This window comes from Flavobacterium aquidurense (genome assembly GCF_031458035.1).
GTDB lineage: Bacteria > Bacteroidota > Bacteroidia > Flavobacteriales > Flavobacteriaceae > Flavobacterium > Flavobacterium aquidurense_C.
Genome location: NZ_JAVDXR010000014.1, coordinates 24,424 through 38,611, shown reverse-complemented (window position 1 = coordinate 38,611; position 14,188 = coordinate 24,424). Strand labels below are relative to the sequence as shown.

Genomic DNA, 14,188 nt, shown 5'->3' with positions numbered 1-14,188 from the left:
CTAATTGTAACATAAAGTTTTACACTCTAGTATAAAAAGAATAAATCAAAGTGGTAACTTTGCGTTTTGCTCAAAATTATGTTAGAAAAAGACAATACTATTGAAGTTCTTGGTGCAAGAGTTCATAATCTAAAAAATATCGACATTTCAATTCCGCGTGAAAAACTGGTTGTAATTACTGGTTTATCAGGGTCGGGAAAATCATCTTTGGCATTTGATACGATTTACGCCGAAGGACAGCGTCGTTATGTGGAAACTTTTTCGGCTTACGCCAGACAGTTTCTTGGTGGTCTGGAGCGTCCGGACGTAGATAAAATTGACGGACTTTCGCCAGTTATCGCTATTGAACAAAAAACAACCAGTAAAAGTCCGCGTTCAACGGTTGGAACTATTACTGAAATATATGATTTTTTAAGACTTCTATACGCTCGTGGTGCTGATGCTTACAGTTACAACACGGGTGAAAAAATGGTTTCTTATTCTGATGAGCAAATTAAAGATTTGATCATGCAGGATTTTAACGGAAAACGAATTAATATTTTGGCTCCAATTATTAGAGCAAGAAAAGGACATTATGCTGAGTTATTTCAGCAAATCACCAAACAGGGTTTTCTTAAAGTTCGCGTAAATGGTGAAGTTCAGGATTTGGTTTCAGGAATGAAACTGGATCGTTATAAAACGCATGATATCGAAATTGTTGTCGACAGAATGTTGATTGAAAATACTGAAGACAATCAAAAACGATTAGCTGAAAGTATTAACACAGCCATGCATCATGGTGAAAACGTGTTGATGATTTTAGATCAGGACACAAATGAAGTGCGTTATTTCAGTAGAAATTTAATGTGTCCGACAACCGGAATTTCTTATCAGAATCCGGAGCCAAATTTATTTTCTTTCAACTCTCCAAAAGGGGCTTGTCCGCATTGTAATGGATTGGGAACAGTTCATGAAATCAATATCAAAAAGATTATTCCAAATCCGAAATTATCGATTAAAAGTGGCGGTTTTGCTCCGCTTGGCGAATATAAATCGTCGTGGATTTTTAAACAACTGGAAGTTATCGGAGAGAAATTCGGATTTAAAATCACGGATCCGATTGAAAAAATTCCAGCAGATGCAATGGAGATGATTCTTCATGGCGGAAAAGATAAATTCACCGTAAACTCAAAAGATTTGGGTGTTACGCGAGATTATAAAATCGATTTTGAAGGGATTTCGCATTTCATCAAAAATCAATTTGACGAAACTTCTTCGACAACTATAAAACGTTGGGCAAAAGATTTCATGGACGAAGTAAATTGTCCAGTTTGTGATGGTTCCCGTTTAAAAAAAGAAGCACAGTTTTTTAGAGTAAATGGAAAAAACATCACCGAATTGTGTGATATGGATATTTCTGATTTGACAGCCTGGTTTCAGGATTTAAATTCTCATTTATCAGACAAACAACTTTTGATTGCTTCTGAAGTTGTTAAAGAAATCAAAGACCGCTTGAATTTTTTGATGAATGTTGGTTTGAATTATTTGGCTTTAAGCCGAAGTTCAAAATCACTTTCAGGTGGCGAGGCACAACGTATTCGATTGGCGACTCAAATTGGTTCCCAATTAGTTGGTGTTTTGTATATTTTGGATGAGCCAAGTATTGGTTTACACCAAAGAGACAACGAAAAACTGATTAAATCTTTGGAGCAATTGCGTGATATTGGAAACTCTGTTATTGTTGTAGAGCATGATAAAGACATGATCGAAACTGCTGATTATGTAATTGATATTGGTCCGAAAGCAGGGAAATATGGTGGAGAAATAATCAGTATTGGAACTCCGGCGGAAACTTTAAAATCGAATACGATTACCGCTCAATATTTGAATGGTACAATGAAACTTGAGATTCCAAAAGAGCGTCGTAAAGGAAATGGAAAGTTTTTAAAACTAACAGGAGCAACCGGTAACAATCTTAAAAATGTTTCTATTGAATTGCCTTTAGGACAATTAATTTGTGTTACGGGAGTTTCAGGAAGCGGAAAATCAACTTTGATAAATGAAACGCTCTACCCTATTTTGAATGCTTATTATTTTAATGGCGTGAAAAAACCACAACCTTATAAAAAAATAGAAGGTTTAGAACATATTGACAAAGTAATTGACATAGACCAAAGTCCGATTGGAAGAACACCACGTTCGAATCCGGCAACTTATACGGAGGTTTTTACTGAAATCAGAAACTTGTTTACAATGACTTCTGAAAGTATGATTCGTGGCTATAAAGCTGGACGTTTTAGCTTTAATGTAAAAGGCGGTCGATGTGAAACCTGTGAAGGTTCTGGTGTAAGAACGATTGAAATGAACTTTTTACCAGATGTGTATGTTGAATGTGAAACTTGCCAGGGGAAACGTTTTAACAGAGAAACATTAGAAATTCGATACAAAGGAAAATCTATTTCGGATGTTTTGAATATGACAGTTGATGAAGCGGTTCCGTTTTTTGAAAATATTCCGAAGATTTATAGAAAAGTAAAAACGATTCAGGATGTTGGTTTAGGCTATATTACACTTGGTCAACAAAGTACGACGCTTTCTGGTGGTGAAGCGCAACGTATAAAACTAGCTGGAGAATTGTCTAAAAAAGATACTGGAAATACTTTTTATATTCTGGACGAACCTACAACAGGACTGCATTTTGAAGACATTCGTGTTTTAATGGATGTAATCAACAAATTGGTTGATAAAGGAAATACAATCCTGGTTATTGAACATAATATGGACGTTATTAAACTTGCCGATTATATTATTGATATTGGTCCTGAAGGTGGAAAAGGCGGTGGACAGTTAATTGCAAAAGGTACTCCGGAAGAAGTGGCACAAAATAAAAAAAGTTATACGGCTAAATTTTTGAAAAAAGAGTTAGAATAAAACCATCTTTGTCAAAGTTGAAACTTTTGACAAAGATTCCTGTTATTGTTAAATTTTAATACTAATTATTTTATATTTTAGTTTTAAAAATATAAAAGATGAAGTCAATTTTATTATTCTTTACAATATTATTATTTCCATTTACCAATTATTCTCAAACAAAGAAAGACAGCCTTAATAAAGTTGTTCGTGAAAGAATAAAAGACATACAAGAAACAGAGTCTGATAATCCTTATTTCACTAAACAAGAAGCTGAAACGGAATATGTAAATGAAAACAATACATTTCAAGCTTTGGCGCAACCCAGTGAAAATAGCGACTTAGCTAATTATTTTAAGATATACCTAGAATCAGAACTTCTTAAAAAGATTGATTTTTCTACAATCAAATCTTCGTATTTATATAAAAACATTTCAAGCAGTAAATACAATTATACCATTCGATTAACTTTTGAAATAAGCAAATCAAACAAGGCTAGTAATTTCCATATAAATACTGGAAATAAAGAGCTTAACAGAAAAGTTGTTGAAATTTTCCAGAAATATCCTTTAGAAAAACTAGCGTTGACAGAAAGTGATAAACACGGAAAAATCAGTGTTCAGCTGTTTGCTAAGGAGAATAAAGACATCATAATTAAAGCTAGCACATTTGCAGTTGTTGACCAATTACCAATTATAAAAGGGTGCGAAAATCTTCAGGCAAATTGGGAACTGAATAAATGTTTTTATGACAAACTATATGAACATATTTTAAAGAACGTTTCTCTTAAAACCATTAACAAGCAAGAATTGCGCGGGGATATTATTTTTAGACCGCGTTTCACGATTGATGAAGCAGGAAAAATTGTTCATGTAAATTCAATAGCTCCAAATATTGTTATAAAAAACGAAATTGACCGTGTGATTGCATCATTTGATCAGGTGTTAAGTCCGGGAATGAGAAACAATAAACTAAAAAACACTTATTGCGATATTTTCAGAACATTGACAATTGAAAATTTAAATTAATAACAGCAAAATAATAATCTCAACCTTAATTTTAAGCTTTTCAATTATTTTACATTTTAAGTTAATACACTTTCAATACATTGATAATCAATTAAAAAATCAAAATTCCCTATTTTACAATGCTGGATTTAAATTATAAAACCCCTTTTTTGTAACAATTCTACGAAAAAGTGTTAATTTAGCATCCGCTCTTTTTTAAAATTTTAAACTTTGAAAGAAAGATGTTTCGATTGAACAAATTGTTTAATCGAAAACGAGTGCCCTAGCCCTGATGGGAACGGCATCCTTTTATGGTGGGGTTCACCATAAAAGATATAGAGGACAGCAGGAAACTGCTTCTAAAAAAAATAATTTATAATATACCAAAAATGAGATTAGAAGATTTTGATAACGATGAGGATAAAATAATTCAGGATCGTTTAAAACAGAAAACGTGGAATGAAATTAGAACGAATGACAGCTGGGCGATTTTTAAAATCATGGCTGAGTTTGTAAACGGTTACGAAAGCATGGGGCGTATTGGTCCGTGTGTGTCTATTTTTGGATCGGCGCGAACAAAACCAGAGGATAAGTACTATTTATTGGCCGAAAAAATTGCTTATAAAATTAGTAAAGCCGGTTACGGTGTGATTACGGGCGGTGGTCCCGGAATTATGGAAGCTGGAAATAAAGGGGCACATTTAGGTGGCGGAACTTCGGTTGGATTGAATATCGAATTGCCTTTTGAACAACACTTTAACCCTTATATTGATCACGATAAAAACCTGAATTTCGACTATTTCTTCGTGAGAAAAGTAATGTTTGTAAAATATTCTCAGGGATTTGTAGTAATGCCTGGAGGTTTTGGAACTTTGGACGAAATGTTTGAAGCGATTACTTTAATCCAAACCAAGAAAATTGGAAAATTTCCGATTATTTTGGTAGGTGTTGAGTTTTGGTCAGGGTTAATTGAATGGGTAAAAACGGTTTTAGTAGAGAAAATGAAAACTGTAAGTCCGGACGATTTAAACTTATTTAAAGTCGTAGACACTGAAGATGAAGTTGTTGACGTTCTGGATAAATTCTACAAGAAATACGATTTGAGTCCGAATTTCTAATATATTTTAAACATCTAAATCCTCTAAGTTTAAGCAAAGATTAATTAAACTCATAGCGCTTACATGGTTAAATTTCTATAACTTTTGTAAAAATTAAAAGCTGTTTTTTTAAACAGCTTTTTTTATGTTATTTTTACAAAAAACCAAAATGACTTTGAGTTCGTAACTTAAGCTATACATCTAATTTTTCTTAGAAATCCTTGAAATCATTTTATAAAATCATATTCTTCATTTTCGTTTTATTCAGCTCGATAAAACAATACGCACAACATCAGTCTAAGATGGATGTGGCGGTTAATCTTGAACTCAAAACACTGAACGTAAGGCAGGATATTACATTTTTCAATACTTCAAATGATTCATTAACTACAATTGTTCTGAATGATTGGAACAATGCTTTTTCTGATAAAAATACTCCTTTGGCAAAACGTTTTTCGGATGAATTTTACAGAGGTTTTCATGTTGCCAAACCTGAAGAAAGAGGAAATACTACAATTTTGAATCTGACTGATTCGGATAATTTGGCTTTGGAATGGGAAAGAACGGATAAAAATCCGGATTATATTGTTGTGAAACTGAGTCATAAACTTCTTCCGGGTGAAAAAATCGATTTGCACTTAACTTATATTTCTAAGATTCCGAGTGCCAAATTTACGCGTTACGGTTATGATCAAAATGGCGGAATGAACTTAAAAAACTGGTTTCTGTCTCCTGCCCGATTTGAAAATCATGATTTCGTAAAAAACAATAATTTCAATCTTGATGATATTGCTAATGCGAGTACTAATTATGAAATTGAAATTAAAATTCCGAACAATTACTCGATTACTACCGATTTGAACTCGATTTCAAAAGATGGTTCAAATACAGCTTATGGCACTTACCTGTTTTCAGGAAATAACCGAACCGATTTTAACTTATTTATTGAAAAGCAAAATAGCTTCAAAAGTTATAGAAATGGAGATTTGGAAGTACTTTCGGATTTAAAAACTAAAAAATTAAATAAAATTCAGCGCGCCATAATCATCAATAAAGTTGCGGGTTTTGCGAATGAATTTATTGGGAAATATCCGCATGAAAAAATCACGGTTTCTCAAGTGGACTATGATCATAATCCCTTTTATGGACTGAATCAGTTACCTTCTTTTATTAGTCCGTTTTCGGATGAATTTGTATTCGAAATTACCTTCTTAAAAACCTATCTGAACAATTATCTAAAAAATAGTTTACAATTGGATCCTCGAAAAGACAATTGGATTTATGATGGAATTCAGATTTATGCGATGATGAAATTCATGGATGAAAATCATCTGGATCAGAAAATGCTGGGCAAACTTTCAGACATGAAACTCTTTAAAAGTTATAACATTACGAACCTGACTTTTAACGAGCAATATAGCTATTATTATATGCTAATGGCGCGAAAAAATCTGGATCAGCCACTTGGTGACCCAAAAAACACTCTAATAAAATTTAACGAGCAAATTGCCAGTAAGTATCGCGCAGGTTTAAGTTTGAATTATTTAGATGATTATCTGGATCATAATATCGTTCCGGAAAGTATTCAGAAATTTTACAAACTGAACAAAACCGAACAAACAAACCGATATGATTTTGAAAAAATCCTGACGGAAAACAGTCCAAAAAAAATTGATTGGTTTTTTAGAACGATTATCGAATCGCGTGATATTATCGATTATAAATTCACAAATGTTTCGAGAACAAAAGACAGCGTTCAGTTTTCTATAAAAAATAAGACTGGAGTATTTGCGCCAATTCCGGTTTACGGAATCAAAAAAAATGAAGTGGTTTTTAAAACATGGATTGAACCTAAAAACAATGATTCTATTTATGATTTCCCACGAAAAAATGCTGACAAAATAGTATTGAATTACGACAATGAAGTTCCGGAATTCAACCAGCGAAATAACTGGAAATCGTTAAAAAGTGTTGTGATTACCAATCGTCCGATTAAATTTAATTTTGCTAAAGATCTGGAAGATCCTTATTACAACCAGATTTTGTACATTCCAACACTTTACTATAACTATTATGATGGTATAACGCCCGGAATTCGTTTTCATAACAAAACAATACTGGACAAACCTTTTACTTTTGATATTAATCCAGCGTACTCCATTAAGGCCGGAACATTATCTGGTTCTTCGGCTTTTGTCTGGAATCAATATTATAGAAATAGTACGCTGTATAGCATACGATATTCGATTAGCCAGAATTATTTTCATTATGCGCCAGATGCTGCTTATCTGAAATTAAATCCGATGGTTCAATTTAGAATTCGCGAAGAAGATTTCAGGGATAACAGGAAACAGCTTTTTTTACTTCGTCAGGTCATTGTAAATCGTGAAGCGAGCGAATACATTACAGATAATTCACAACCTAATTACTCTATTTTTAATGCCCGATATTCGAATTCAAAAAACGAATTAATCAATTATTTCAGTTTTATGACCGATGTTCAATTTTCGGGAGATTTTGGAAAATTATCAGGAGAAGTTGAATACAGAAGACTCTTTGAAAACAATCATAAATTAAATTTGAGATTGTACGCCGGAACTTTCCTTTATAATACGACAAATTCAGATTATTTCAGCTTTGGTTTGGATCGCCCAACAGATTATATGTTTGATTATAATTTTTATGGAAGGTCTGAAAGCACCGGTTTTTTCAGTCAGCAATTTATTATGGCCGAAGGAGCTTTTAAATCGAAAATCGAGCCTTCATACGCCAATCAATGGATGACAACTTTAAATGCGAGTTATGCTGTTTGGAACTGGATTGAACTTTATGGGGATATTGGTTTTATGAAGAGTAAACATCTAAGTGCAGATTTTGTTTATGATAGCGGTGTCAGGTTAAATTTGGTTCCTGACTATTTCGAACTTTACTTTCCTGTGTATTCTAATAATGGCTGGGAGATTACGCAAACAAAATATAACGAAAAAATAAGATTTGTTATAACATTGTCTCCTAAAACATTAGTCAATCTTTTTACTCGAAAATGGCTTTAATCGAATAAATTTTAATCAAAAAGATGCGTATTTTTTATTAAATTATACTTTTTATTAAAAATAACATAAATAAAATACGTGGTTTTTTGATTTTACATGCAAATAATTAAATTATATTTATTTTAAAGAATTATGATTATTGATTGTTTTTAAGTAATTTCGCAGTCTAAACATGACTATTCCAGATTATGATTAAAGAAAAAAACAATACCACGTTAACTTTTGAAGATTTTAAAACAGAAGTATTAAACGACTACAGAATCGCAGTAACCAGCCGTGAATGTAGCCTTTTAGGACGTAAAGAAGTATTGACAGGAAAAGCCAAATTTGGAATATTTGGTGATGGAAAAGAAGTGCCGCAGCTTGCCATGGCGAAAGCTTTTAAAAATGGCGATTTCCGTTCAGGATACTACCGCGATCAGACTTTTATGATGGCGATTGGTGAACTTACTCCAAAACAATTTTTCGCCGGTTTATATGGTCATACCGATTTAGATTTTGATCCAATGTCTGCCGGAAGACAAATGGGCGGACACTTTGTAACGCACAGTTTAAACGAAGACGGTTCCTGGAAAGACTTAACAAAACAAAAAAATTCAAGCGCAGATATATCACCTACAGCCGGTCAAATGCCAAGATTATTGGGATTGGCTCAGGCTTCAAAAATTTACAGAAATGTCGATGGCATCACAATCAAAGACAAATTCTCTGTAAACGGAAACGAAGTGGCTTGGGGTACAATTGGAAATGCAAGTACTTCAGAAGGATTATTCTTTGAAACCATCAATGCTGCCGGAGTTCTACAAGTTCCGATGGTAATGAGTGTTTGGGATGATGAATACGGAATTTCGGTTCACGCAAAACATCAGACTACAAAAGAAAACATCTCTGAAATTCTGAAAGGATACCAACGCGATGAGGATTCTAAAGGCTACGAAATTTTTAGAGTAAAAGGCTGGGATTATGCTGAATTGGTTTCGACTTACGAACGAGCAGCAGCAATCGCACGTGAAGAGCATGTTCCGGTTTTAATTCACGTAAATGAGTTGACGCAGCCACAAGGACACTCGACCTCAGGTTCTCACGAACGTTACAAAAATGGTGAGAGATTGGCTTGGGAAAGAGATTTTGACTGTATTCGTCAGATGCGTTTATGGATGATTGCAATTAATATTGCATCACCTGAAGAACTTTCTGAAATTGAATTCGAATTGAAAAAAGAAGTTCTTGAAGCTAAAAAAGAGGCTTGGAATTCTTTCATCAATCCAATTATTGAAGATCAAAAAAACCTTCTGGCTTTATTGGAGCAAATTGCTGAGGCAAGCATCAATCATAAAGAAAGAATCAAAAAATATATCTCTGAATTAAGTGCTATCAAATCGCCTTTGAAAAAGGAGATGTTGGTGATCGCACGCAAAATATTACGTTTTGTTGAAGTACCAAACAGTAAGATTTTATTATCGAACTGGATTACGGATTACATTTCAAAAACACAACCAAGATTCAGCAGTAATTTGCATTCTGATTCAGATTTGAATGTTTATTCAGTAAAAGAAGTACTTCCTGTATATGCAGATAATGCAAAACCGGATTCAGATGGACGTATGATTTTGCGTGATAACTTTGATGCTTTATTTACCAAATATCCTGAAACACTAATTTTTGGTGAAGACGTAGGAAATATTGGTGACGTAAACCAAGGTTTAGAAGGCATGCAGGAAAAATACGGAGAACTTCGTGTTGCTGATGTCGGAATTCGTGAAGCGACTATCGTTGGTCAGGGAATTGGAATGGCTTTGAGAGGTTTACGTCCAATTGCTGAAATTCAGTATTTAGATTACCTTTTATATGCGATTCAAATCATGAGTGATGATTTGGCGACATTGCAATACAGAACTGTTGGAAAACAAAAAGCACCATTAATCATCAGAACCCGCGGACACCGTTTAGAAGGTATCTGGCATTCTGGTTCTCCAATGGGAATGATTATCAACGCTGTTCGTGGAATCCACGTTTTAGTCCCAAGAAACATGACGCAAGCTGCTGGTTTTTATAACGCACTTTTAGAGACTGATGAACCTGCTTTGGTTATCGAATGTTTGAATGGATACCGTTTAAAAGAAAAAACACCTTTGAATTTTGGTGAATTCAAAACGCCAATTGGAGTTATTGAAACATTAAAAGAAGGTTCAGATATCACTTTGGTTTCTTATGGTTCAACTTTGAGATTAGTAGAACAAGCTGCCACTGAATTATTAGATCTAGGAATTGACTGCGAAGTAATCGACGTTCAGTCTTTACTTCCGTTTGACATCAATAAAGAGATTGTAAAAAGTATTGCCAAAACAAACCGTCTTTTAGTTATTGACGAAGATGTACCAGGTGGCGCTTCAGCTTATATTTTACAGCAAATAATTGAAGAACAGGATGCTTATAAATATTTAGACAGCAAACCGCAAACACTTGCTGCAAAAGCCCACAGACCTGCATACGGAACTGATGGCGACTACTTCTCGAAACCTTCTGCTGAAGATATTTTCGAAAAGGTTTACAGCATGATGCACGAAGTTAATCCTTCTAAGTTTCCTAATTTATACTAATTTTAGATTTTAGATTTTAGATTTTAGATTTTAGATTTTAGATTTTAGATTTTAGATTTTAGATTTTAGATTTTAGATTTTTTCAGATAACAAAAAAGCTCCAATATTTGGAGCTTTTTTGTTTTTCATAATCTGTGTCATTGCGAGGAACGAAGCAATCTCACTTGCTTAAACGATACAGTTCGTAGCTCTCTGAATGAGATTGCTTCGTTCCTCGCAATGACTAAAATCCGTTTTTATCAGTGTTTTCGCGATAGCGAATCAGTGTCATCCGTGTGCCATTTTTCACCTCAAAGAAACTATTTCGAACCCAAAATAGCCCTCGCCTTTTCCAAATCTTCAGCCGTATCAATTCCGATTCCAACGTGAGTAGTTTCGACCATTTTAATACGTTTTCCGAATTCTAAATAACGTAGTTGTTCTAACTTTTCAGAAGCCTCTAAAGATTTCATTGGCAGACTGTAAAAATCTAATAACGCCTGTTTTCTGAAAGCATAAATTCCGATGTGCTGAAAATAACGAACACCAGCATCCTTATCTCTCGGATATGGAATCACGGAACGTGAAAAATACAACGCAAACTGTGACTGATCAACCACTACTTTTACATTATTCGGATTGTTGATTTCATCCTCATTTGTTATTTCACGCATTAGCGAAGCCAAATCAATCTTGTGATCTTCATCGTTTTTAAATACTGATAAAACCTGCTCAAGCGGCCCAGCTTCCGTAAAAGGTTCATCGCCCTGAACATTAACTACAATATCGACATCCAAACTGAATATAGCCTCCGCAATTCGGTCACTGCCTGATTCGTGTTCTTTGATACTCATTATGGCTTTTCCGCCATTTGAAACGATTTCATTAAAAATCAAATCTGAGTCGGTTACGACAAATACATCATCGAATAATTTTGTTGCCACAGAGGCTTCGTAAGTTCTTAAAATTACAGTTTTACCTCCCAAATCCTGCATCAGTTTTGCAGGAAAACGTGTTGATGCATATCGCGCCGGAATTACAGCTATTATTTTCATTTTTATGTCATTGCGAGGAACGAAGCAATCTCATCCTCATAGTTATAGTTACTTTTAAATTTTTTATTCTTTGTGAGTCTCTGTGAAATCTTTGCGAATCTCTGCGGAAAAGTTATAACACGAAGTTACACGAAGATTTCACAGAGATTCACGAAGTTATTTTTACATAATTTTTACCGATGTCATACTTAACGAACCTGCCAACAATTTATCATTAAACAAACTCAATTCTTCTGATTTTTCTTTTAAACCTAAAGTATACAATAAAGGCAAATAATGATCTGGGGTTGGAATGGCAATCTGAACCGCCTTGTTCATTTTTTCGAAATCTATTAAAGGCTGAAAATTTTCATCTAACAAATAATTATTAATCGTTTCTCTAGCTTCAATTGCCCAATCGAAACCATAATTGTCTTTATCAAAATTTCTAAAATCAACCAAACGAAGATTATGAACAATGTTTCCGCTTCCGATAATCAGAACCCCTTTATGACGTAGAGATTGTAATTTCTGAGCCAATTCAAAATGATATTGTCCTGATTTGGTATAATCAATACTCAACTGAATTACCGGAACATTCGCCTCTGGATATAAATGTTTGATAACGCTCCAAGCGCCGTGGTCTAATCCCCAATGTTCGTCTAAATCAACTTGAACTGGTTCTAATATTTTCTTAGTTTCTGCTGCCAGTTCGGGACTTCCTTTTGCAGGATATTGTACATCAAAAAGTGCTTGCGGAAAACCTCCAAAATCATGAATTGTTCTTGGCATTTGCATCGCAGTTACTTTGGTTCCGTTAGTAAACCAATGCGCTGAAATACACAAAATAGCATTTGGCTGCGGTAATGTTTTAGCCAGATTACGAAAGCCAGCTACAAACTGATTTTCTTCAATAGCGTTCATCGGACTTCCGTGTCCTAAAAACAAAACCGGCATTTTATCTGTATTCGAAAACGTTGATGAAATCGAATGTAAGTCGTTTAGTGTTGTCATTTTGCTTAAGTTTTTTTTCGCCACGAATTCACGAATTAATCAAATAAAATTCGTGAATTCGTGGCGGAAAAATTTACTCTATAAAACTCTCGTCTTTAAATCCTATCAAATATAACTTATTTTTAGCACGCGTCATAGCCGTGTAAAGCCATCGTATGTAATCGCGATCGATTCCGTTTGGTAAATACGGCTGTTCTATAAAAACCGTATCCCACTGCCCTCCTTGCGATTTATGACAGGTTATAGCGTATGAGAATTTTACCTGCAAGCCATTGAAATATTCATTTTCTTTTACTTTTTGAAACTTTTTGTATTTCGTACTTTCATCTTCATAATCTTTCATCACTTCCTCATACAAACGATTTGATTCTTCGTAAGTTAGCGACGGAGATTCACTTTTTATGGTATCCAAAAGCAAAACCGTTTCAAATGGTTTCTGATTCGGATAATCGACCATTCTGATTTTTACTTTTGCAAAAGTAAATCCGTATAATTCTTTGATTCCGAACATTTCCAAAACTTCAATAATATCTCCGTTGGCAATAAATCCGGCTTCATCGGTTTCTTTCAGCCAGAAATAATTATTTTTTACCACCATTAAAAAATCGCCTACCGAAAGTTCACTTTCTTTGAATAAAATTCGGGTTCTAATTTGTTCATTGTACTGATTCGCTCTTTTATTCGAACGGACAATAAATGCCGTGTCTTCAATGCTATAATTGCTGTACGCGGTGTTTATTGCGTCCTGAATATCATAACCATCAGTTAATCGAACAATATCTTTGAACTTTTTTACATTGAATTTAAACTCCGTTATAAAACTGTCTTTTAGCAATTCACGTAATTCTGTAGCATTGTATAGAATTCCTGAATTTTCTTCCTGACGCATTACTTCGTCTAATTCAATATGCTCAATTTCTTTATCATAATGTGCACCCAAAGTATGCGTATCAAGCGCCGGACTAATATCTAAATTCACCGGAGGCAACTGCGCCGTATCTCCCAAAAGAATCATTTTACAATTGGTTCCGGAATAAACATACTGAATCAAATCGTCAAGAAGCGATCCGTTATCGTACAATTTCGAATCGGAATTACTGTCTGAAATCATCGAGGCCTCATCGACGATAAAAATGGTATTTTTATGTTTGTTGACCTGTTTTGTAAAAGCCACACCACCGCCGGAAGATTTTTTAGGGAAATATATTTTTTTATGGATTGTAAACGCCGGCGTATTCGAATAATTCGCAATTACTTTTGCCGCACGTCCGGTTGGTGCCAGCAAAACAAACTTTTTATTGATATCTCCGAGATTATTTACAATAGTCGAAATCACAGTTGTTTTTCCTGTTCCGGCATATCCTTTCAGCACAAAAATCGTATCGTTATGGGTATCGGTTAAGAAAATAGCGATCTTTTGAAAAAATATATCCTGTTTCATTGTTGGTGCAAAAGGAAATTTTTTCTGTAAAAGGCTGTAAAACAAGGCTGAATTCATAGGGTAAATTTGAACTA

The 14,188-nt window shown here is 34.2% G+C and carries 8 protein-coding genes; 5 read left to right on the top strand and 3 right to left on the bottom strand.

Annotated features, from left to right (window positions below; all coding sequences use genetic code 11):
• The first annotated feature begins 78 nt into the window (after positions 1-78).
• The 5 genes from uvrA to J2X17_RS17990 all read left to right on the top strand — a co-directional run bounded on the left by uvrA (position 79) and on the right by J2X17_RS17990 (position 10,646).
• The gene (gene uvrA, locus J2X17_RS18010) at positions 79-2,910 is read left to right on the top strand and encodes an excinuclease ABC subunit UvrA (protein ID WP_310301226.1); all 2,832 of its coding nucleotides are present in this window, start codon (positions 79-81) and stop codon (positions 2,908-2,910) included.
• A gap of 98 nt (positions 2,911-3,008) precedes the next feature.
• Entirely contained in the window at positions 3,009-3,917 is a 909-nt protein-coding gene (locus J2X17_RS18005; RefSeq protein ID WP_310301224.1) for a hypothetical protein, read from the top strand.
• 368 nt (positions 3,918-4,285) lie between these two features.
• Positions 4,286-5,014, top strand: a complete 729-nt coding sequence (locus tag J2X17_RS18000; protein ID WP_310301222.1) for an LOG family protein — start codon at positions 4,286-4,288, stop codon at positions 5,012-5,014.
• 281 nt (positions 5,015-5,295) lie between these two features.
• On the top strand, positions 5,296-8,046 hold the full coding sequence (locus J2X17_RS17995) for a gluzincin family metallopeptidase (RefSeq protein WP_310301337.1): 2,751 nt from the start codon (positions 5,296-5,298) through the stop codon (positions 8,044-8,046).
• Between the two features lie 188 nt (positions 8,047-8,234).
• On the top strand, positions 8,235-10,646 hold the full coding sequence (locus tag J2X17_RS17990) for an alpha-ketoacid dehydrogenase subunit alpha/beta (RefSeq protein ID WP_310301220.1): 2,412 nt from the start codon (positions 8,235-8,237) through the stop codon (positions 10,644-10,646).
• Between the two features lie 299 nt (positions 10,647-10,945).
• Here the strand turns inward: J2X17_RS17990 and kdsB are convergent, their stop codons facing one another.
• The 3 genes from kdsB to J2X17_RS17975 all read right to left on the bottom strand — a co-directional run bounded on the left by kdsB (position 10,946) and on the right by J2X17_RS17975 (position 14,171).
• Positions 10,946-11,680, bottom strand: coding sequence for a 3-deoxy-manno-octulosonate cytidylyltransferase (gene kdsB, locus J2X17_RS17985; RefSeq protein WP_310301218.1), 735 nt, complete (start codon positions 11,678-11,680; stop codon positions 10,946-10,948).
• A gap of 162 nt (positions 11,681-11,842) precedes the next feature.
• Positions 11,843-12,673 carry a 4,5-DOPA-extradiol-dioxygenase gene (ygiD, locus tag J2X17_RS17980; protein WP_310301213.1) on the bottom strand — a complete coding sequence of 277 codons (831 nt, stop codon included), beginning with the start codon at positions 12,671-12,673 and terminating at the stop codon, positions 11,843-11,845.
• A gap of 73 nt (positions 12,674-12,746) precedes the next feature.
• The gene (locus tag J2X17_RS17975; protein ID WP_310301211.1) at positions 12,747-14,171 is read right to left on the bottom strand and encodes an ATP-dependent DNA helicase; all 1,425 of its coding nucleotides are present in this window, start codon (positions 14,169-14,171) and stop codon (positions 12,747-12,749) included.
• Between the last annotated feature and the right edge of the window lie 17 nt (positions 14,172-14,188).